This window comes from Streptomyces sp. NPDC053474, assembly GCF_044544845.1.
Classification (GTDB): Bacteria; Actinomycetota; Actinomycetes; order Streptomycetales; family Streptomycetaceae; genus Streptomyces.
This window is the reverse complement of record NZ_JBITXV010000004.1, coordinates 402,647-421,998: the sequence shown is the minus strand read 5'-3', so window position 1 is coordinate 421,998 and position 19,352 is coordinate 402,647. Positions and strand designations below refer to the sequence as shown.

Here is a 19,352-nt window from a genome sequence, read left to right as displayed (position 1 = left end):
GGACAGCGCCGCCAGGAGTCAGAGCTCGGGGCCGTCCCCGGGCTCTTCCTGGTAGGAGTAGCGCTGCTCGCGCCAGGGGTCGCCGATGTTGTGGTAGCCGCGCTCCTCCCAGAAGCCGCGGCGGTCGGCGGTCATGTACTCGATGCCGCGGACCCACTTGGGGCCCTTCCAGGCGTACAGATGGGGCACCACGAGCCGCAGCGGGAAACCGTGCTCGGCGGTGAGCAGCTCACCGCCCTTGTGGGTGGCGAAAATCGTGCGGTCGCTGAGGAAGTCCGCGAGGCGCAGGTTCGAGCTGAAGCCGTACTCGGCCCAGACCATCACGTGGGTGGCGTTCGGCGCGGGCGGCGCGAGTTCGGCCAGGTCACGGGCGAGCACACCGCCCCATTCGGCGCCGAGCATGCTGAACTTCGTGACGCAGTGCAGATCGGCGACCACCGTCGCGTACGGCAGGGCCGAGAACTCCTCGTGCGTCCAGGAGTGCTTCTCCCCGTCGGCGGTGGCGCCGAACACCCTGAAGTCCCAGCGCTCCGGGCGGAACTTGGGGACCGGGCCGTAGTGCGTGACCGGCCAGCCGCGCTGCAGTCGCTGCCCCGGCGGAAGGTCCGGCTCCACTACGTCTCGAGATGTACGACCCACCGGCTGACCCATGCCTCCATCCTGACAGACCGGAAGCAGTGGACGTGACCAGGCATACGCGGATTCGGGCAACTCCTACTAAGCGTGCACTTACTGGACGCCCCTCGGACGCCGGTGCAAGGATGCGCGCTACCTGCCAGTCCCCCCGCTTGGAAGGAGCCTCTGCGATGCAGGGCGACCCCGAGGTCATCGAATTCCTCAACGAGCAGCTGACCGCCGAGCTCACGGCGATCAACCAGTACTTCCTGCACGCGAAGATGCAGGAGAACAACGGCTGGACGAAGCTCGCCAAGTTCACCCGGTCCGAGTCGATCGACGAGATGAAGCACGCCGAGGTGCTCACCGACCGGATCCTGTTCCTCGACGGCCTGCCCAACTACCAGCGGCTGTTCCACGTACGCATCGGCCAGTCCGTCACCGAGATGTTCCAGGCGGACCGCCAGATCGAGGCGGAGGCGATCGACCGCCTCAAGCGCGGCATCGAGGTGATGCGCGCCAAGGGCGACGTCACGTCCGCGAACATCTTCGAGTCGATCCTCGAGGACGAGGAGCACCACATCGACTATCTCGACACCCAGCTCGAACTGGTCGAGAAGCTCGGTGAGCCGCTGTACATCGCCCAGCTCATCGAGCAGCCGGAGAGCTAGGCCGCCTCGTCCAGGTCGGAGAGGACCGGCTCTCCCTGGTCCACGAGCTCACGGCGCGGGCACGCGCCCCGGCCGAGCAGCGCCTGGATGCGCCGTACGCACGAACCACAGTCCGTGCCCGCCTTGCAGGCCGACGCTATCTGCCGGGGGGTGCAGGCGCCGCCCTCCGCGTGCTTCTTCACCTGCGCCTCGGTGATCCCGAAGCAGTTGCAGACGTACACGCGGTTCACCTCCCGGACAGGACTCATCGGTAACGCCGTCCCGATTGATCGGTGAGGCTAACCTAACCTTACCCGCGACATCGGGCACGCAAAAGCCCCGGATACGCCGGTGGGGCGCGGATCACACGGATCCGCGCCCCACGCGTGCGTACGGGCGGGAGCTACTGGTCCCGGTACATCTCCGCGACCAGGAACGCCAGGTCGAGGGACTGGCTGCGGTTCAGCCGCGGGTCGCAGGCCGTCTCGTAGCGCTGGTGCAGGTCGTCGACGAAGATCTCGTCACCGCCGCCCACGCACTCCGTGACGTCGTCGCCGGTCAGCTCCACGTGGATGCCGCCGGGGTGGGTGCCGAGCGCCTTGTGGACCTCGAAGAAGCCCTTGACCTCGTCCAGGACGTCGTCGAAGCGGCGGGTCTTGTGGCCGGAGGCCGCCTCGTAGGTGTTGCCGTGCATCGGGTCGGTGATCCAGGCGACGGTCGCGCCGGACGCGGTGACCTTCTCGACCAGCTCGGGGAGCTTGTCGCGGACCTTGTCCGCGCCCATGCGGGCGATGAAGGTCAGGCGCCCGGGCTCGCGCTCGGGGTCGAGGCGCTCGATGTACTGGAGCGCCTCCTCGGCCGTCGTCGTCGGGCCGAGCTTGATCCCGATCGGGTTGCGGATCTTGGAGGCGAACTCGATGTGCGCCCCGTCCAGCTGGCGGGTGCGCTCACCGATCCACACCATGTGGCCCGAGACGTCGTACAGATCGCCGGTGCGGGAGTCGACGCGGGTCAGCGCCGACTCGTAGTCGAGCAGCAGCGCCTCGTGGGAGGCGAAGAACTCGACCGTCTTGAACTCCTCCGGGTCGGTGCCGCAGGCCCGCATGAAGTTCAGCGCGTTGTCGATCTCGCGGGCGAGCTGTTCGTAGCGCTGGCCGGAGGGGGAGGACTTCACGAAGTCCTGGTTCCAGGCGTGCACCTGGCGCAGGTCGGCGTAGCCGCCGGTGGTGAAGGCGCGCACCAGGTTGAGCGTCGACGCGGAGGCGTTGTACATCCGCTTCAGGCGCTCGGGGTCCGGGACGCGGGCCTCCTCCGTGAAGGCGAAGCCGTTCACCGAGTCGCCGCGGTAGGTCGGCAGCGTCACGCCGTCGCGGGTCTCGGTGGGCTTGGAGCGCGGCTTGGAGTACTGCCCCGCGATGCGGCCCACCTTCACGACGGGCACGGAGGCGGCGTACGTGAGCACGGCGCCCATCTGGAGCAGGGTCTTCAGCTTGGCCCGGATGTGCTCGGCGCTCACCGCGTCGAACGACTCGGCGCAATCGCCGCCCTGGAGGAGGAACGCCTCGCCCCTGGCCACCGCTCCCATGCGGGCGCGCAGCTGGTCGCACTCACCCGCGAAGACGAGCGGCGGATAGGAGCTGAGCTCGTCGATGACGTCGCGCAGGGCCTCGGCATCGGGGTACTCAGGCTGCTGCGCCGCGGGCAGGTCTAGCCAGGTCGCCTTGGCGGCGACGGCTTGGGAATCAGCGTTCACGGTCACCCCGTAAACCTTACGGGGTCGTGCCCGGTGATTTTGCCCGCGCCCGTCAGATGAGACGAGGGCCCGTGCTGATCATGCGCTAGGGTGCGGGCATGTTCACGCAGTCGACCCGCTCCTGGTGGTGGCCCGCTCATCCGGCGGCCCACTGACTGCGCGTACCCAGCAGACATCGCGAAGGCCGCCCGAGGGGCGGCCTTCCGTGCTTCCCGGACGGTGTCCGGGACCGGCCGTTCCTCTCCCTCCCAGCGAAGGAACCGCCCATGCACCTCTCCGACCTCCTGACCGACGACCGCCCCTTCGCCCTGCTGCGGCGCCGCACCCCGGGCCGTGACCACACCGTGGTGGAGGTCCTGCGCGGCCCCGTGACCACGTACGAGCGGCTCGCCGACATCCCTCAGGGGCTCGCGCTCGTGCCGTTCCGGCAGATCAGGGAGCGCGGCTTCGACGTCACGGACGACGGCACCCCGCTCGCCGTGCTCACCCCCGACGAGACCCACGAGCTCCCGCTGGAGCAGGCCCTGTCCCAGCTGCCCGGGCACGACGTCCAGGTCACGGGCCACGGCTTCGACGTGAGCGACGACGCGTACGCGGAGATCGTCGGCCGGGTCCTGCGCGAGGAGATCGGGCGCGGCGAGGGCGCCAACTTCGTGATCCGGCGTACGTACGAGGGAGAGATCCCCGGCTTCGGCCGTGCGGACGCCCTCGCGCTGTTCCGCAGGCTCCTGGAGGGCGAGCGGGGCGCGTACTGGACGTTCGTCGTGCACACCGGAGATCAGAAGGGGCCCGAAGGGCCTTCCTCGGAAGGGCGGGGGCGGGAGACGGGTGGGCGCACGCTGGTCGGGGCGAGCCCCGAGGTGCACGTGCGGATGTCCGGCGGGACGGTCGTGATGAACCCGATCAGCGGGACCTACCGCTATCCCGCCGAGGGCCCTTCGGTCGACGGGCTGCTGCGCTTCCTCGACGACGCCAAGGAGACCGAGGAACTCTCGATGGTCGTCGACGAGGAGCTCAAGATGATGTGCACGGTCGGCGACATGGGCGGCGTGGTGGTGGGGCCGCGGCTCAAGGAGATGGCGCATCTGGCGCACACGGAGTACGAGCTGCGCGGCCGCTCGTCGCTCGACGTGCGCGATGTGCTGCGCGAGACGATGTTCGCCGCCACGGTGACCGGCTCGCCGGTGCAGAACGCCTGCCGGGTGATCCAGCGCCACGAGACCGGCGGGCGCGGCTACTACGCCGGGGCCCTCGCGCTCGTCGGGCGGGACGCGGGCGGCGCCCAGACGCTGGACTCGCCGATCCTGATCCGCACCGCCGACATCGACGCGGCCGGGCGCCTCCGGGTGCCGGTCGGCGCGACCCTGGTGCGCGGCTCGGACCCGGCCGGTGAGGTGGCCGAGACCCATGCGAAGGCGGCGGGGGTCCTCGCGGCGCTCGGGGTGCGCCCCGGGCGGCCGGGGGCGGAGGGCGCGCGGCCCGCGCTCGCCGACGACCCCCGGGTGCGGGCGGCCCTTGACGCGCGGCGGGCCGGGCTCGCGCCGTTCTGGCTGCGGATGCAGGAGGCAGCGCGCGAGCTCTCGGGGCACGCCCTGGTGGTGGACGGCGAGGACACGTTCACGGCGATGCTCGCGCACGTCCTGCGCTCGGCGGGCCTCGGCGTGAGCGTGCGGCGGTACGACGAGGCGGGGCTGCGCGCCGCGGTGCTCGGCCACGGCGGTCCCGTGGTCCTCGGGCCGGGACCCGGCGACCCGTCCGACACCGCCGACCCGAAGATGCGGCTGCTGCGCGGGCTCACGGCCGAGCTGATCCGGGAGCGGCGCGGCCCGGTGCTGGGCGTGTGCCTGGGCCATGAGCTGATCGCGGCGGAGCTGGGCCTGGACATCGTCCGCAAGGACGTCCCGTACCAGGGCGCGCAGACGACGATCGACCTGTTCGGGCGGCCGGAGACCGTGGGCTTCTACAACAGCTTCGCGGCGCGCTGCGACGACGAGGCCGAGCGGGAGCTGGCCGCGCACGGCATCGCCGTGAGCCGGGACCCGGCGACGGGCGAGGTGCACGCGCTCCGCGGCCCCGGCTTCGCCTCGCTGCAGTTCCACCCGGAGTCGGTGCTGTCCCTGCGGGGGGCCGCGGTGGTGCGCGAACTGCTCGGTCAGCTGGCCGGGAGCGCGGGCACCAGCACGTTCTCGGAGCGGCGGCCCGCCAGGTAGTCCAGGACGTTGGTGACCGTGGCCTCGATGATCTGCCCGACGGCGTCCTCGGTGTAGTACGCCTGGTGCGAGGTGACCACCACGTTCGGGAAGGTGACGAGGCGGGCCAGGGTGTCGTCCTCGACCACCTCCAGGGACTTGTCGAGGAAGAAGAGCCCGGCCTCGGCCTCGTACACGTCGAGGCCGACGCCGGTGAAGCGGCCCGCGCGCAGTTCGGTGACGAGGGCGTCGGTGTCGATGAGGCCGCCGCGGCTGGAGTTCACCAGGATCGCGTCGTCCTTCATGGCGCGCAGGGCCGCGGCGCCGATGAGGTGCCGGGTCGCGGGCAGCAGCGGTACGTGCAGGCTGATGAGGTCGGACTCGGCGAGGAGCTGGTCCTTCTCGACGTACTTCATGCCGAGTCCGACGCAGGCGGGGTTCTCGGCGACGTCCCAGCCGAGCAGGTTCATGCCGAAGCCGTGCGCGATCCGGGTGAAGGCCTCGCCGATCTTGCCGGTGCCGAGGACGCCCGCGGTGCGGCCGCGCAGGTCCCGGCCCATCAGGCCGTCGAGCCGGAAGTCGAAGTCGCGGGTGCGGTTGCTGGCGCGGACGATGCGGCGGTTCACGGCCATCGCCAGGGTCCAGGCGAACTCCGCCACGGAGTACGGGGAGTAGGAGGAGACGCGGGCGACGGTGAGGCCCAGGCGCTCGGCGACCTGGAGGTCGATGTTGTTGAAGCCGGTCGAGCGCTGGGCGACCATCTGGGTGCCGCCGGCGGCGAGGGTCTGGAGCACGCGGTTGTCGAGGATCGCGTTGACGCTGGTGGAGATGACCTCGTAGCCGGCGGCGATGGGGGCGGTGTCCTCGGTGAGGAAGACGTCCAGGCAGCGGATGTCGTGGTGCGGGGCGAAGGCCTTCTCGATGAGGGGGCGCTCGTCGGCCTGGACGCCGAAGGCGAGAATCTCCACGGTTTCACTCCCGTTCAGGGGTGCAGGTCCTGTACGGGGTGAATATACGTTTTAGCCTGGTTGACGGTGCGGGGCAGTGGGGGCTGTGCCCACCCGTTCCGCCCCTGGCGGACCAGCTGCCCACAGCGGGTAGGGGGCGGGCTCAGCCGAAGAAGACTTCCACTTCCTTGTAGAGGGCGGGGTTCACCGTCTTGAGGTGGGCCGTGGCCTCGGCGATGGGGACGCGGACGATGTCCGTGCCCTGGAGGGCGACCATCTTGCCGAAGTCGCCGTCGCGGACGGCGTCGATCGCGTGCAGCCCGAAGCGCGTGGCGAGCCACCGGTCGAAGGCGCTGGGCGTGCCGCCGCGCTGCACGTGGCCGAGGACCGTCGTCCGGGCCTCCTTGCCGGTGCGCTTCTCGATCTCCTTGGCCAGCCACTCCCCCACGCCGGACAGGCGCACGTGCCCGAAGGAGTCGAGGGACTCGTCCTTGAGGACCACGTCGCCGTCCTTGGGCATGGCGCCCTCCGCGACGACCACGATCGGCGCGTACGAGGCCTTGAACCGGGAGGTCACCCACGCGCAGACCTGGTCGACGTCGAAGCGCCGCTCGGGGATGAGGATGACGTTGGCGCCGCCCGCGAGCCCGGAGTGCAGCGCGATCCAGCCCGCGTGGCGGCCCATCACCTCGACGACCAGGACGCGCATGTGCGACTCGGCGGTGGTGTGCAGCCGGTCGATGGCCTCCGTCGCGATGCCGACGGCCGTGTTGAAGCCGAAGGTGTAGTCGGTGGCGGACAGGTCGTTGTCGATGGTCTTCGGTACGCCGACGACGGGCACGCCGTACTCGTCGGTGAGGCGCGCGGCGACGCCGAGGGTGTCCTCGCCGCCGATGGCGATGAGCGCGTCGACCTCCAGCTTGGCGAGGTTCTCCTTGATGCGGCGGATGCCGTTCTCGGCCTTGAGGGGGTTGGTGCGCGAGGAGCCGAGGATGGTGCCGCCGCGGGGCAGGATGCCGCGGACGGCCGGGATGTCGAGCTGGACGGTGTCGCCCTCGAGCGGTCCGCGCCAGCCGTCGCGGAAGCCGACGAAGTCGTAGCCGTACTCCTGTACGCCCTTGCGGACGACGCCCCGGATGACGGCATTGAGCCCGGGGCAGTCGCCGCCTCCGGTCAGAACTCCGACCCGCATGGAAATGTCCCTTCGCCGCGGTTGCGCTGACGCAAGCCACGCTAATGGTGATCCGCGTCACTCCGGGATGGGGTGAACGGTGAAATCCCGGGCGCGCCAAGGGAGTTGCCCGACAGGAGGGCGACCCGGTTCACCCGAAGGGGGCATGCCGGGGCGTCACTTCTGTGACCCCTGGGGGTCAGGTGCCGTCCGCGTCGTCCGTGTCGAGACCACGTTCGATCGCGTACCGCACGAGCTCCACCCGGTTGTGCAGCTGGAGCTTGCCGAGGGTGTTCTGGACGTGGTTCTGGACCGTGCGGTGGGAGATGACGAGCCGCTCGGCGATCTGCTTGTAGCTCAGGCCCTTGGCGACCAGGCGCAGGACCTCCGTCTCGCGGTCGGTCAGCCGCGGGGCGCCCGGCTCGTCGGGGGTCGCGGTCGCGGGCTCGGAGGCGAGGCGGCGGTACTCGCCGAGGACCAGGCCCGCGAGGCCGGGGGTGAAGACGGCGTCGCCGACGGCCGTGCGGCGCACCGCGTCGATCAGCTCGTCGGTGGACGCGGACTTCAGCAGATAGCCGGTGGCGCCGGACTTGACCGCCTCCAGGACGTCGGCGTGCTCGCCGCTCGCGGACAGGACGAGGACGCGCAGGGCCGGGTTGGCGCCGACGAGTTCCTTGCACACCTGGACGCCGGGCTTCAGCGGCAGGTTCAGATCGAGGACGAGGACGTCGGGCGCGGCGGCCCGGGCGCGGCGCACCGCCTGCTCGCCGTCGCCCGCGGTGGCCACCACGTCGAAGCCGGACTCGCCGAGGTCGCGGGCGACGGCGTCGCGCCACATCGGGTGGTCGTCGACGACCATGACCTTGACCGGGTCCGCGGCGTCCCGCCCCGTCGGTTCCTTGTGCTGTTCGCTCATGTCCGCGTCTCCGCCTTCCCCCGCGCGCCCTTGGGGACGCGTAGTTCCACTTCCGTTCCCTGGCCCGGCACCGAGATCAGCTCGGCCGTGCCGCCGATGTCCCGCAGTCGGCCGCGGATCGACTGGGCGACGCCGAGCCGCCCCTCCCCCTCGGCCTGGGCGAGGCGCCCCTCCGGGATGCCGGGTCCGTCGTCCCGCACGGTGACGATGACGGCGTCCGGCTCGTCCTCGACCAGGATCCAGGCGCGGGCGTCGGTTCCCGCGTGTCTGCGCACATTGTCCAGGGCGGCGCCGACGGCCGCCGCGAGTTCCCGGGCCGCGTGCCCGGCGAGCGGCACCGGGGCGCCGGGCTCGGACAGGGTCACCAGCGACCCGGCGTACGGCATGAGGAGCGTGCACAGGTCGCGCGGCTCGGTGGCGGCCGCGGTGTCGTCCGGCTCGTCGACGACGCGGACGAGGGCGCCCTGTGCGGCGTCCTCACAGACGCGTGAGGCCGGTACCAGGCCCCCGGCGACCAGCGAGCGCAGGGCGACCTCCTGTTCGCCCGCGAGGCGGCCGAGCTCGGCCGCCTCGCCGCCGATGGCGGTGCCCCGGCGCTGCACCATGGCGAGGACCTGGAGGACGCTGTCGTGGATGTCGCGGGCGAGGCGCTCGCGCTCACGGGTGGCGGCCTCGATCTCCAGGGCCCGGGCGAGGGTGCGCTCGGAGGCGCGTGCCACCTCCACGACGTAGCCGATGGCGATGGAGGCGATGCAGACGAGCAGCACGTTGTGGACGGTGTCGCGGCTGAAGGCGCCGCGCTGGACGACGTTCGCGACGCCGACGAGCAGCGAGGCGACGGCGGCCCAGCGCCAGCCGCCCTTGATCGCGAAGGCGAGGACGGCGCCCGCGGTCCATATGGAGGGCAGGGTCGGGCCGCCGTCGCTGATCCGCTCGGCGGCGTCGGCCGCCCGGGTCAGCAGGATGCCGGTCAGGGCGATCGTGAGGTCGGCGGCGAGGAAGCGCTTGGTGCAGTTCGCGGCGCCCGAGACCTTCGGCAGCGTGGCGAGCGTCCAGACGGCGAGCACCGAGAAGTAGGCGACGGCGACCCAGGGCCGGGCGAAGTCGTCGTGCGCGGCGACGAACAGGCCGATGGCGTACAGCATCGTCAGGACGCGGTACCCGGTCAGCGCGCGCCACAGCGGCTGCTCGACCGACATCCTCATGACTCTCTCGCGCTTGGCCATGCCCCCCACCCCACGGGACGCCCGGCGCGCCCCTCTTGCACCGACGCCACCGGGAGCCGGACCGTTCCCGCAGTGTCCTTCCGACCTACTCGCCTACTCGGCGTCGGCCTTCCGTGCCTGCTCGGCGGCGAGCCTCTCGGCCTCCGCCTTCTCGGCCTCCGCCTTCTCGGCCTCCGCCTTCTGCGCCTCGGCCTTCTGGGCGCGCGCGAGCTCCTTGGCGGCTTCCTTCTCCGCCTTGGCCGCCTCCTGGATCTGACGCTTCGCGGCGGTCGCGTACACGTCCACGTACTCCTGGCCGGAGAGCTTCATGATCTCGTACATGACCTCGTCGGTGACCGCGCGCAGGACGAAGCGGTCGCCCTCCATGCCCTGGTAGCGGCTGAAGTCCAGCGGCTGGCCGATGCGGATGCCCGGGCGCATCAGCTTGGGCACGACCTTGCCGGGCGGCTGGATCTTCTCCGTGTCGATCATCGCCACGGGGATGACGGGCGCCCCGGTGGCGAGGGCCACGCGCGCGAGGCCGCCGGGCTTGCCGCGGTAGAGGCGGCCGTCGGGCGAGCGGGTGCCCTCCGGGTAGATGCCGAACAGCTCGCCGCGCTCCAGGACCTCGATGCCGCTCTTGATCGCGGCCTCGCCCGCGCCGCGCGCGCCGGAGCGGTCCACCGGGAGCTGGCCGACGCCCTTGAAGAAGGCGGCCGTCATGCGGCCCTTGATGCCGGGGGTGGTGAAGTACTCGGCCTTCGCGATGAAGGTGACCTTGCGGTCCAGGACCGCGGGCAGGAAGAAGGAGTCCGAGAACGACAGGTGGTTGCTGGCCAGGATGGCGGGGCCCTCGGCGGGAATGTTCTCGAGGCCTTCCACCCAGGGCCTGAAGGCGAGCTTCAGGGGCCCTCCGATGGAAAACTTCATTGCGCCGTAGATCAAACCGAGTGCCTCCTGTGTCTGTGGATCAGACCATAACCCGAGCAGGGCTCCCGCTCCCTGCGGAGCGGGGCCGACGGGCCCGGTCCGCCGCCCGGTCCGCCGCCCGCGGCGGGGCCCGAAGGACCTGGTCGGTGTCAGTCCGGTCGCGTACGGTGAGGTACTCCCCGAACACGACGTGCCCCACCCCGGAGCCTCGTCGCACGCCCCCTCTGCCCCTCGCACGCCTCTGTCCGTCACGTCACCCCGTTCCACCCACTCCACGCATCCCACCTCACGAAGGAGACCGAAGGTGCCGGTCCTCCCCGGAGCCGAGCCGTACCGCCACGAGGGCGGCGAGGTCGGCGTCCTGCTGTGTCACGGCTTCACCGGATCCCCCCAGTCGCTGCGCCCCTGGGCCGAGTACCTGGCGGAGCGCGGCCTGACCGTCTCCCTGCCGCTGCTGCCAGGGCACGGCACACGCTGGCAGGACATGCAGGTCACCGGCTGGCAGGACTGGTACGCGGAGGTGGACCGCGAGCTGCGGCTGCTCCTGGAGCGGTGCGCGGAGGTGTTCGTCTTCGGGCTCTCCATGGGCGGCGCCCTGGCGCTGCGGCTCGCCGCCAAGCACGGCGACGCGGTGCGCGGCCTGGTCCTCGTCAACCCGGCGAACAAGGTGCACGGCCTGGCCGCCCACGCCCTGCCCGTCGCCCGCTTCCTGCTGCCCACCACCAAGGGCATCGCCAGCGACATCGCCAAGGACGGCTCGGCCGAGATCGGGTACGACCGGGTGCCGCTGCACGCCGCGCACTCGATGCGGCGGTTCTTCCGCCTCGTCGACGGCGAGCTGCCCCAGGTCACCCAGCCGCTGCTGCTCCTGCACAGCCCGAACGACCACGTGGTGCCCGCCGCCGACTCCGCCCGCATCCTCAGCCGCGTCTCGTCCACGGACGTCACCGAGATCCTGCTGGAACAGAGCTACCACGTCGCGACGTTGGACCACGATGCGGACCGGATCTTCGAGGAGAGCTACGGATTCATCGGCCGGCTCGCCCCCAGCGCAGGCAAGGAAGGGACGGCCACCGGTGGCTGAGCAGCAGGACCGCGACGAGAGCCGCGAGCCCGAGGAGCAGACCGCGCCCCCCGGCGAGGAGCGCGCGGTGCCCCTGGACGAGGACGCCGCGTGGCGGGCCATCGTCGCGGGGTACGGCGAGGAGCCCGCGGACCCGCCCGGCGCGAAGCCGTTCAAGTCCGTGGAGGACCTGGCGCTCCTTGAGCCGGAGCCCAACGGCACGGCGGACGACGAGCCGCGCCCCGACCTGTCCAAGGACACCGGCGACAAGTCCGGCGCGGGCGACGCGGCGCGCCCGCTCGGCAGCTCCGTCTCCTTCGCCCCCGGCGTCGCCGGGGGCGGCCCGCGCGACTACGCCCCGGCCGAGGCCTCGGACGACGACTTCGACGAGAGCGACGAGGGCCACTTCGTGCCGCCCGAGCCGCCGCCGCTGCCGGACGCCGACGTCACCGCCAAGTTCGCCTGGCTCGCGGTGCTCGGCGGGCCGCTGCTGCTCCTGCTCGCCGTGCTGCTCGGCTGGGAGATGACGTGGTGGCTCACGACGCTCGGCATCGGCGGCTTCCTCGGCGGCTTCGCGACGCTGGTGGCCCGCATGAAGAGCGGTGACGAGGAGGAGGACGACGACCCCGGGCGCGGGGCCGTGGTCTAGCCCTGCGGCTGTGCGGGCACCCTGAGCGCCGCCAGGACCGGCAGGTGGTCCGTGGCCGCCCTGAGGTCCGCGTCGCGTACGCCGGGGTGGCCCAACGGCACGCCGCAGCCGAGGACTTGGACACCTGGCGTGGCGAAGACCGCGTCGATGCGCTGGTGCGGGTCGGCCGGGGTCGAGGTCTGTTCGCCGCCCCAGGGGGCGGTGGCCCAGCAGTCCTGGAGACCGTCGGCGAGCCTGCGGAACGTACGGCCGTCGGGGCGGTCGTTGAGGTCGCCGCCCGCCACCGCGTGCGGGGCGCCCATCCCGGCGATCCGGTCGAGGAGCATGCCGCCCTGCGCGTACCGCTCCTCGTCCCGCAGGCTCAGATGGCAGCTCAGGACGGAGAGCCGGGCGCCGCCGAAGCGGACGACGGCCGTCGCGAAGCCGCGCCGGTGCTGGCCCGGCGTCAGTGGGAGCAGGACGTCCTCGGTCCGCTCGACGGTGGCTCGCAGCGAGCAGAGCAGCGCGGGTCCCGCCGCGGTGCCGCCGCCGGAGAGCGTCACCAGGTCGCAGGCGTGGGCGAGCCGCGCGAGCTTCTTGCGCCAGCGGAAGAACCGGGGCGCCTCCTGCACGAGGACCAGGTCGGGCTCGCACGCGGAGATGACGCGGGCGAGCGCGTCGGTGTCGTCGCGCATCGAACGGATGTTGTAGCTGAGCACCCGGATGACGGCCGAACCGTCCGGCTCGGTGCGGGAGTTGGGCAGCGTACGCGTCGGGCTCGTGGGCATGGCGATCAAGATACGGGAAACGCCGGGCGGGCCGGACGGTACCGGCTCACCCGGCGTTCGCCGACGGGTGTGCGGCGCGCCCGGCCGCACCCCGTTCACATCACCGGGTCGGGCTCCCTGGCGAGGTCAGCGGCGCCGACCAGGCCCGCCTTGTTGCCGAGCTGGGCGGCGATGACCTGGGCCTCGGGGCGCCACTGGGCGCCGACGAGCCAGCGCTTGAAGGACTTGCGGATCGGTTCGAGCACCAGCTCGCCCTCGTCCGAGAGGCCGCCGCCGATGATGAAGGCCGACGGGTCGAAGAGGGAGGCCAGGTCGGCCAGGCCCGCGCCGACCCAGCGGGCCAGCTCGCGGTAGGAGTCCACGGCGACCAGGTCGCCCTGGCGGGCGGCCATGGAGATGTGCTTGCCCTCGATGCCGTCGGGGGTGCCGTCGCCGAGCGAGAGGAGGTACTCGGCGTTCTCCGGGGCGGCGTTGGCGCGCTGCTTCGCGTACCGCACGAGGGCGCGGCCGGAGGCGTACTGCTCCCAGCAGCCCTGGCTGCCGCAGCCGCACAGCAGGCCGTCCGGCACCATGCGGATGTGGCCGAACTCGGCGGCGACGCCGAAGTGGCCGCGGCGCAGCTTGTTGCCGATGATGATGCCGCCGCCGAGGCCGGTGCCGAGCGTGATGCAGATGGCGTTGCGGTGGCCCTTGCCGCCGCCGAACCTGTACTCGCCCCAGGCGGCCGCGTTGGCGTCGTTCTCGACCACCACCGGCAGGCCCACGCGCTCTTCGACCTTGTCCTTGAGCGGTTCCTGGCGCCAGTCGATGTTCGGCGCGAAGTAGACCGTGGACCGCTGGCGGTTGACGTATCCGGCGGCGCCGATGCCCACGCCGACGATCTCGTGCCCGGCGCGCGCGCCCTCCACGGCGGAGGCGATCGCGTCGACGATGGCCTCGGGGGTGCCCGGCGTGGGCACCTTGAACGTCGACAGGATGTGACCGTCCTCGTCGACCACTCCGGCCGCGATCTTCGTGCCGCCGATGTCGACGCCGATGGTGAGTCCCATGTATCCCTCAGTTCGATCGAGCCCCGCTACGGCCCACCGTACCGGAGGGGGGTCAGTCCAGATCGATGTGTTCGCCGGGTCCGGTGCCGTCTTCGGGACGCCCGGGTCCGTCCGGGGCGGCCGGGCGGCCCGTCTCGGCGCGGGTCCAGCGGCCCTCCTGGGCCGTGACCGCGCTGCGGTAGGCGGCGAGCAGCTCGGAGCCCGCGGCGGCGAGGTGGTCGAAGACGTCGGGGTTGCGCTCGATGACGGGCTCGACGGCGGCCTTGGCCTGGCGGACGACCTGCTGCACCGTCTCCTGCACGGCACCCTGGGCGACCGCGCCGAGCAGCGGTGCCTGGAGGCCGGAGAGCTTCTCCGAGACGGCGTCGACGAGCTTGCGCAGCTCCTCGGCCGCGGAGCCGGGCGGCGGGCCGTACCGCGCGCGGCGGCGGGCCTTCTCCGCCGCGAGGTCCTCGGCGCACGCGGTCGCCCAGGCGTCGTCGTCCGGGGCCGCGGCGGCGTCCTCGCGGGCTTCGGGGGCCCCGGCGGCGGCCCGCGGGCGCTCCGGCTCGGACGCGTCGTACGCGTCACGCTCAGTGGCATCGCTCATGGCGGGCTGACTCCTGCGCAGGGCCGACGATTTCGTACTCTCGACGTTACCCGAACGGCGGTACGGCGTTCACCGGGTCCGCGGCCACAGGTCCGGGTCGGGGGTGAAGCGGATGCGCAGGCAGCCGTCGCGCAGGCCCGCTCCGCTGACGGTGCAGCGGCGCAGCGCGGAGGGCAGCGAAACGATCCGGCGGAACGGTCCCGCGGTCAGCACCAGTTCGTCGCCGCGCCGCACCAGGTCGAGGTCGTCGCGGACGGCGCCGGGCAGCGGGACGGTCCAGATCAGCAGGGACTCCTCGGCGAGCGCGTCGGTGACGGGCCAGTTCAGGGGCGCGGGCGCGGGGCCCGGGGCCGCCGGGCTCAGCGCGGCGAGGTCGTCGAGGCCGCGCGGGTCCTGGCCGAGGTGCGGGACGCGGTGCGTGGGGTGGGCGGCGTCCCACTCCGCCAGGGCCTTGTGCTGCTGGGCGCGGAGCGCGGCCAGCCAGGGGGTGTCGCCGCCGTCGGGCAGCACGCGGTTGGCGACGAGGCCGTCCAGGCTGAGGCCGTGCAGGGCGAGGCCGAGCGCGGTGCGGGCCACGGCGTCGACGGCGGCGGGGCCCGGTTCGACGACCAGGCGCACGCTGGTGCCCTGGGCGTCCAGCAGGTTCCGCGCGGCGGCGAGCCGGGCGTCCCAGCGGGCCGCGTTCTCGTACAGGGAGGCCGCGGGCACGGGGACGCCCGCGAGGCGGCCGAGGACGGGGCGCAGCGCGCGGGCCGCCTGCCGCTCCGGGGGCAGCAGGCGGCGCAGATAGCGGCGCAGCTGCTCGGGCAGGGCGAGCAGCGCGAGGGCGCGGGGCGCGGCGGGCAGGTCGACGACGAGGGTGTCGTACGGGCCGTGCGCCCCCTGGGCGGCGTCGCGCAGGGCGCGCAGCAGGGCCAGCTCCTCGGCCCCCGGCAGCGGGGTCAGCTCCTCGGCGTCGAGGCGGTCGGCGCCGAGCAGGTCGAGGGCGGCGCCCGCGTGGTCCTGGAGGGCGAGCAGGTCGTCGCGGAAGGAGTCGTCCGGGGCGGGCCGCAGCGCCGTCAGGCCGTCGGTGACGGGCCGGGGGCGGGGGCCCGTGGGGGTGCCGAGGGCCGTGCCGAGGGTGTCGTGGGGGTCGGCGGAGAGCACGAGGGCGCGGTGGCCCGCGCGGGCGGCGGCGAGGGCGGTGGCTGCCGCCAGGGTGGTTCGTCCGGCGCCGCCGGGGCCGGTGATGAGGAGGGTGCGCATGCCGTCCGTACGTTCCTGTCCTGGGCCCTGGTCGCCGGCTGCCCGGCACCTGAGCGCCGCTGGATGTGCCACGCGGTGACGTCGGGCGTCTGCTGCCTCGTCGTGGCTGGTCGCGCCCGCGCGGCGGAGCCGCATATCGGCACAGCCCCGCGCCCCTAAGGGGGCGGCCCCGGCGGCCCCAGCCGGAAGTGCTGGACTACTTCGTCTCCACCCGTTGCTTCAGGCCCGCCAGGGCGCGGTCGATGATGACCTTTTCCGCCTTGCGCTTGATCATTCCGAGCATGGGGATCTTGACGTCGACGGTGAGCCGGTAGGTCACCTCCGTGCCGGTGCCCACGGGCTTGAGGAGGTAGGAGCCCTCCAGGGAGCGCAGCATCTGGGACTTGACGAGGGTCCAGGAGACCTCGTGCGCGCCGGTCCAGGTGTAGGCGAGGGTCTGGTCGTCCTTGATCGCGCCCGCGTCCATGACGAGGCGGACCTGCTCGGCGCGGCCCGCGCCGTCCGTCGCCAGGACCTCGGCCTGCTTGACCTCTCCGGTCCATTCCGGATAGCGGGCGAAGTCGGCGATCACGCCCATGACGTCGGCCGGTGCCGCCTCGATCGTGATGCTCGAGCTGGTGTGTTCCGCCATCGCCGTGGCTCCTCCAGATGCGGTCCGGTACGGGGTGGTGTGTCTGCCGCGTGAAGGCTACCCCGGGCGCCGCGCGCGCTGGTCACCACTCCAGGGCCCAGGGCCGTCCGGCGCTCGCGAAGTGCCCGACGTTCACGCACTCCGTCGAGCCGATCCGCATCCTCCGGACGAGCGGCTGGTGGACGTGGCCGAAGAGGGAGTACCGCGGCCGGGTCCTGCGGATGGCGGCGAGCAGGGCGCGGCTGCCGCGCTCGAAGCGGCGGGCCACGGTGTCGTAGACGAGCTCGGGGACCTCCGGCGGGATGTGCGTGCAGAGCACGTCCACCTCGCCGACGGCCTCGATCTTGGCGGCGTACTCCTCGTCGCTGATCTCGTACGGCGTACGCATGGGGGTGCGCAGGCCGCCGCCGACGAAGCCGAAGACGCGGCCGCCGATCTCCACCCGCTCGCCGTCGAGGACGGTGGTGCCGGGACCGGCGTATTCCGGCCAGAGACGCGGGATGTCGACATTGCCGTACGTGGCGTACGTCGGGGCGGGAAAGGCGGCGAAGAGTTCCGCGTACTGCTTGCGGACGGCGCTCTCCACGGCGGGGCCCCGGTCGATGCCCGCCCACAGGGAGGCGCCGAACACGCGGGCCTCCTCGAAGCGGCGCGCGGTGCGCAGCTCGACCAGGCGGGTGGCGTTCTCCTTGCCGAACAGGTCGGGGAAGATGCCGCGCGCGTGATCCGCGTAGTCGAGGAAGAGCACGAGATCGCCCAGGCAGACCACGGCGTCGGCGCCGTCGCCCGCGCGGGCCAGATCCTTGGCGTTGCCGTGCACGTCACTGACCACATGGACCCGGAAACCTGGCATGCCGGTCACCCTAAGCCGCCCGGTGCGGGGCGGGACAGGGCGGGGTGAGGGGGCCGGGCGCGGCGGGGGACCTGCGGTTACTTCCGAGTCGGGAAGTGCGTGGCGTACTGTGCGGTTCAGACCACAACGTCGTGTGACGCACGGAACATCTGGCCCGGCCCCCCTACCGAACCAGCCATACCGGTGGGTAACGTCCGGGCAGTCCAGTAGCGCTCGGCACCTCGACGAACCCCCCGTAAGCCCCCTTCGGCTGAGCGCCTGCCCGACCTTGGACCGCACCGTCGCATCGCACAACGTCGTGGCGTCGGCGCCCTATGTAGGAGCAGCAGTCTTGCGCGAGTTCAGCCTTCCGGCCCTGTACGAGGTCCCCGCGGACGGCAATCTGACCGACATCGTCCGCCGCAACGCCGCGCAGCATCCGGATGTCGCCGTCATCGGCCGCAAGGCGAACGGACGTTGGGAGGACGTCTCGGCGACGGCCTTCCTCGCCGAGGTGCGGGCCGCCGCCAAGGGGCTGATCGCCGCGGGCGTCGGGCCGGGTGACCGGGTGGGTCTGATGTCCCGTACGCGCTACGAGTGGACGCTGTTCGACTTCGCGATCTGGAGCGCGGGCGCGGTCACCGTGCCGGTGTACGAGACCAGCTCGGCCGAGCAGATCCAGTGGATCCTCGGCGACTCCGGCGCCGTGGCCTGCGTCGTCGAGTCGGACGCGCACGCGGCGGCCGTGGAGTCCGTGCGCGACCGGCTCCCGGCCCTGGCGCACGTGTGGCAGATCGACCAGGACGCCGTGGCGGAGCTGAACCGGACGGGCGCGGAGGTGTCCGACGCGACCGTGGACGAGCGCAGCGCGGTCGCGGGCGCCGACGACCCGGCCACCATCGTCTACACCTCCGGCACCACGGGCCGCCCCAAGGGCTGCGTCCTCACCCACCGCAGCTTCTTCGCGGAGTGCGGCAACGTGGTGGAGCGGCTCAACCCGCTGTTCCGCACGGGCGAGTGCTCGGTGCTCCTCTTCCTGCCCGTCGCGCACGTCTTCGGCCGCCTGGTGGAGGTGGCCGCGCTGATGGCCCCCATCAAGCTGGGCCACGCCCCCGACATCAAGCACCTCACGGACGAACTGGCCGCGTTCCGGCCGACGTTGATCCTCGGGGTGCCGCGCGTCTTCGAGAAGGTCTACAACGGGGCGCGCGCCAAGGCCCAGGCCGACGGCAAGCTCAAGATCTTCGACAAGGCCGCGGACACGGCGATCGCCTACAGCCGCGCGCTCGACGCCCCGGGCGGCCCCTCCCTCGGCCTGCGCCTGAAGCACAGGCTCTTCGACAAGCTCGTCTTCAGCAAGCTGCGGGCCGTCCTCGGCGGGCGCGGCGAGTACGCCATCTCCGGCGGCGCCCCGCTCGGCGAGCGCCTCGGCCACTTCTTCCGCGGCATCGGCTTCACCGTCCTGGAGGGCTACGGCCTCACCGAGTCCTGCGCGGCCACCGCCTTCAACCCCTGGGACCGGCAGAAGATCGGCACGGTCGGGCAGCCGCTGCCCGGCTCGGTGGTCCGCATCGCCGACGACGGCGAGGTGCTGCTGCACGGCGAGCACCTGTTCAAGGAGTACTGGAACAACGAGGGCGCCACCGAGGAGGCCCTCGCGGACGGGTGGTTCCACACCGGGGACATCGGCACGCTCGACGAGGACGGGTATCTGCGGATCACCGGCCGCAAGAAGGAGATCATCGTGACGGCGGGCGGCAAGAACGTCGCGCCCGCCGTCATCGAGGACCGCATCCGCGCGCACGCGCTCGTCGCCGAGTGCATGGTCGTCGGGGACGGCCGTCCTTTCGTGGCCGCGCTCGTCACGCTCGACGAGGAGTTCCTCGGCCGGTGGGCCCAGGAGAACGGGAAGCCCGCCGAGGCCACGGCGGCCTCGCTGCGGGAGGATCCCGAGCTGCTCGCCGCGGTGCAGCGGGCCGTGGACGACGGTAACGCGGCGGTCTCCAAGGCGGAGTCGGTGCGCAAGTTCCGGGTCCTGTCCGCGCAGTTCACGGAGGACTCCGGGCATCTGACGCCGTCCCTGAAGCTGAAGCGCAACGTCGTGGCGAAGGACTACGCCGACGAGATCGAGGCGCTGTACCGGGGGTAGCC

20 protein-coding genes are annotated in these 19,352 nt (G+C 72.4%); 6 read left to right on the top strand and 14 right to left on the bottom strand.

What is annotated here, in order from left to right:
* Nucleotides 1-18: 18 nt before the first annotated feature.
* Entirely contained in the window at nt 19-651 is a 633-nt protein-coding gene (locus ACIG3E_RS11830; RefSeq protein ID WP_399614366.1) for a sulfite oxidase-like oxidoreductase, read from the bottom strand.
* Between the two features lie 155 nt (nt 652-806).
* Between ACIG3E_RS11830 and bfr the strand changes: the two genes are divergently transcribed.
* Nucleotides 807-1,286 carry a bacterioferritin gene (bfr, locus tag ACIG3E_RS11825; RefSeq protein ID WP_399614363.1) on the top strand — a complete coding sequence of 160 codons (480 nt, stop codon included), beginning with the start codon at nt 807-809 and terminating at the stop codon, nt 1,284-1,286.
* Here bfr and ACIG3E_RS11820 read toward each other — a convergent pair.
* On the bottom strand, nt 1,283-1,534 hold the full coding sequence (locus tag ACIG3E_RS11820; protein WP_399614362.1) for a bacterioferritin-associated ferredoxin: 252 nt from the start codon (nt 1,532-1,534) through the stop codon (nt 1,283-1,285). The genes bfr and ACIG3E_RS11820 overlap by 4 nt on opposite strands.
* A gap of 134 nt (nt 1,535-1,668) precedes the next feature.
* Entirely contained in the window at nt 1,669-3,024 is a 1,356-nt protein-coding gene (locus tag ACIG3E_RS11815; RefSeq protein ID WP_399614360.1) for a class II 3-deoxy-7-phosphoheptulonate synthase, read from the bottom strand.
* Between the two features lie 92 nt (nt 3,025-3,116).
* On the opposite strand from ACIG3E_RS11815, the gene ACIG3E_RS11810 reads away from it, so the two are divergent.
* Both ACIG3E_RS11810 and ACIG3E_RS11805 read left to right on the top strand, forming a co-directional pair.
* The gene (locus tag ACIG3E_RS11810) at nt 3,117-3,173 is read left to right on the top strand and encodes a trp operon leader peptide (protein WP_138966368.1); all 57 of its coding nucleotides are present in this window, start codon (nt 3,117-3,119) and stop codon (nt 3,171-3,173) included.
* Between the two features lie 111 nt (nt 3,174-3,284).
* Nucleotides 3,285-5,228 (top strand): anthranilate synthase family protein, encoded by a 1,944-nt coding sequence (locus ACIG3E_RS11805; protein ID WP_399614357.1) that lies wholly within the window; start codon nt 3,285-3,287, stop codon nt 5,226-5,228.
* On the opposite strand, the gene ACIG3E_RS11800 is transcribed toward ACIG3E_RS11805, so the two are convergent.
* The 5 genes from ACIG3E_RS11800 to ACIG3E_RS11780 form a co-directional block, all read right to left on the bottom strand.
* Nucleotides 5,171-6,175 (bottom strand): 2-hydroxyacid dehydrogenase, encoded by a 1,005-nt coding sequence (locus ACIG3E_RS11800; RefSeq protein ID WP_399614355.1) that lies wholly within the window; start codon nt 6,173-6,175, stop codon nt 5,171-5,173. The two genes, ACIG3E_RS11805 and ACIG3E_RS11800, sit on opposite strands and share 58 nt — an antisense overlap.
* A 142-nt stretch (nt 6,176-6,317) precedes the next feature.
* Nucleotides 6,318-7,346: a 6-phosphofructokinase gene (locus ACIG3E_RS11795; RefSeq protein ID WP_399614353.1), complete on the bottom strand. Its 1,029-nt coding sequence runs from the start codon at nt 7,344-7,346 to the stop codon at nt 6,318-6,320.
* 178 nt (nt 7,347-7,524) lie between these two features.
* On the bottom strand, nt 7,525-8,241 hold the full coding sequence (locus ACIG3E_RS11790; protein ID WP_399614352.1) for a response regulator: 717 nt from the start codon (nt 8,239-8,241) through the stop codon (nt 7,525-7,527).
* A complete protein-coding gene (gene macS, locus ACIG3E_RS11785) occupies nt 8,238-9,467 on the bottom strand; it encodes a MacS family sensor histidine kinase (protein WP_399614351.1) in 1,230 nt (409 codons plus the stop codon). The genes ACIG3E_RS11790 and macS overlap by 4 nt, the downstream gene beginning before the upstream one ends.
* Before the next feature lie 93 nt (nt 9,468-9,560).
* Nucleotides 9,561-10,376: a lysophospholipid acyltransferase family protein gene (locus ACIG3E_RS11780; protein ID WP_399614349.1), complete on the bottom strand. Its 816-nt coding sequence runs from the start codon at nt 10,374-10,376 to the stop codon at nt 9,561-9,563.
* A gap of 304 nt (nt 10,377-10,680) precedes the next feature.
* Between ACIG3E_RS11780 and ACIG3E_RS11775 the strand changes: the two genes are divergently transcribed.
* Complete coding sequence (locus ACIG3E_RS11775; RefSeq protein ID WP_399614347.1) at nt 10,681-11,460, top strand: alpha/beta hydrolase; 780 nt, start codon at nt 10,681-10,683, stop codon at nt 11,458-11,460.
* On the top strand, nt 11,453-12,088 hold the full coding sequence (locus ACIG3E_RS11770) for a hypothetical protein (protein WP_399614346.1): 636 nt from the start codon (nt 11,453-11,455) through the stop codon (nt 12,086-12,088). The genes ACIG3E_RS11775 and ACIG3E_RS11770 overlap by 8 nt, the downstream gene beginning before the upstream one ends.
* On the opposite strand, the gene ACIG3E_RS11765 is transcribed toward ACIG3E_RS11770, so the two are convergent.
* The 6 genes from ACIG3E_RS11765 to ACIG3E_RS11740 form a co-directional block, all read right to left on the bottom strand.
* Nucleotides 12,085-12,855: an endonuclease/exonuclease/phosphatase family protein gene (locus ACIG3E_RS11765; RefSeq protein ID WP_399614344.1), complete on the bottom strand. Its 771-nt coding sequence runs from the start codon at nt 12,853-12,855 to the stop codon at nt 12,085-12,087. The genes ACIG3E_RS11770 and ACIG3E_RS11765 overlap by 4 nt on opposite strands.
* A gap of 95 nt (nt 12,856-12,950) precedes the next feature.
* On the bottom strand, nt 12,951-13,904 hold the full coding sequence (locus ACIG3E_RS11760) for an ROK family glucokinase (RefSeq protein ID WP_399614342.1): 954 nt from the start codon (nt 13,902-13,904) through the stop codon (nt 12,951-12,953).
* A gap of 52 nt (nt 13,905-13,956) precedes the next feature.
* Nucleotides 13,957-14,493 (bottom strand): DUF5304 domain-containing protein, encoded by a 537-nt coding sequence (locus ACIG3E_RS11755; protein WP_399614340.1) that lies wholly within the window; start codon nt 14,491-14,493, stop codon nt 13,957-13,959.
* A gap of 69 nt (nt 14,494-14,562) precedes the next feature.
* Nucleotides 14,563-15,738, bottom strand: a complete 1,176-nt coding sequence (locus ACIG3E_RS11750; RefSeq protein ID WP_399614338.1) for an ArsA family ATPase — start codon at nt 15,736-15,738, stop codon at nt 14,563-14,565.
* Nucleotides 15,739-15,934: 196 nt separating this feature from the next.
* Complete coding sequence (locus ACIG3E_RS11745; protein ID WP_399614335.1) at nt 15,935-16,369, bottom strand: SRPBCC family protein; 435 nt, start codon at nt 16,367-16,369, stop codon at nt 15,935-15,937.
* Nucleotides 16,370-16,451: 82 nt separating this feature from the next.
* On the bottom strand, nt 16,452-17,222 hold the full coding sequence (locus ACIG3E_RS11740; RefSeq protein ID WP_138959277.1) for a metallophosphoesterase: 771 nt from the start codon (nt 17,220-17,222) through the stop codon (nt 16,452-16,454).
* Between the two features lie 331 nt (nt 17,223-17,553).
* Here ACIG3E_RS11740 and ACIG3E_RS11735 point away from each other — a divergent pair, with 331 nt between their 5' ends.
* Nucleotides 17,554-19,350 carry an AMP-dependent synthetase/ligase gene (locus ACIG3E_RS11735; protein ID WP_399614332.1) on the top strand — a complete coding sequence of 599 codons (1,797 nt, stop codon included), beginning with the start codon at nt 17,554-17,556 and terminating at the stop codon, nt 19,348-19,350.
* Nucleotides 19,351-19,352: the final 2 nt, after the last annotated feature.

Excerpts from the sequence above, each read along its gene's own strand:
- ACIG3E_RS11750 (WP_399614338.1), bottom strand. The coding sequence starts at position 15,738 with ATGCGCACCCTCCTCATCACCGGCCCCGGCGGCGCCGGACGAACCACC.
- bfr (WP_399614363.1), top strand. The coding sequence starts at position 807 with ATGCAGGGCGACCCCGAGGTCATCGAATTCCTCAACGAGCAGCTGACC.
- ACIG3E_RS11805 (WP_399614357.1), top strand. The coding sequence starts at position 3,285 with ATGCACCTCTCCGACCTCCTGACCGACGACCGCCCCTTCGCCCTGCTG.
- ACIG3E_RS11765 (WP_399614344.1), bottom strand. The coding sequence starts at position 12,855 with ATGCCCACGAGCCCGACGCGTACGCTGCCCAACTCCCGCACCGAGCCG.
- ACIG3E_RS11740 (WP_138959277.1), bottom strand. The coding sequence starts at position 17,222 with ATGCCAGGTTTCCGGGTCCATGTGGTCAGTGACGTGCACGGCAACGCC.
- ACIG3E_RS11745 (WP_399614335.1), bottom strand. The coding sequence starts at position 16,369 with ATGGCGGAACACACCAGCTCGAGCATCACGATCGAGGCGGCACCGGCC.
- macS (WP_399614351.1), bottom strand. The coding sequence starts at position 9,467 with ATGGCCAAGCGCGAGAGAGTCATGAGGATGTCGGTCGAGCAGCCGCTG.
- ACIG3E_RS11790 (WP_399614352.1), bottom strand. The coding sequence starts at position 8,241 with ATGAGCGAACAGCACAAGGAACCGACGGGGCGGGACGCCGCGGACCCG.
- ACIG3E_RS11780 (WP_399614349.1), bottom strand. The coding sequence starts at position 10,376 with ATGAAGTTTTCCATCGGAGGGCCCCTGAAGCTCGCCTTCAGGCCCTGG.
- ACIG3E_RS11755 (WP_399614340.1), bottom strand. The coding sequence starts at position 14,493 with ATGAGCGATGCCACTGAGCGTGACGCGTACGACGCGTCCGAGCCGGAG.
- ACIG3E_RS11820 (WP_399614362.1), bottom strand. The coding sequence starts at position 1,534 with ATGAGTCCTGTCCGGGAGGTGAACCGCGTGTACGTCTGCAACTGCTTC.
- ACIG3E_RS11795 (WP_399614353.1), bottom strand. The coding sequence starts at position 7,346 with ATGCGGGTCGGAGTTCTGACCGGAGGCGGCGACTGCCCCGGGCTCAAT.
- ACIG3E_RS11760 (WP_399614342.1), bottom strand. The coding sequence starts at position 13,904 with ATGGGACTCACCATCGGCGTCGACATCGGCGGCACGAAGATCGCGGCC.
- ACIG3E_RS11830 (WP_399614366.1), bottom strand. The coding sequence starts at position 651 with ATGGGTCAGCCGGTGGGTCGTACATCTCGAGACGTAGTGGAGCCGGAC.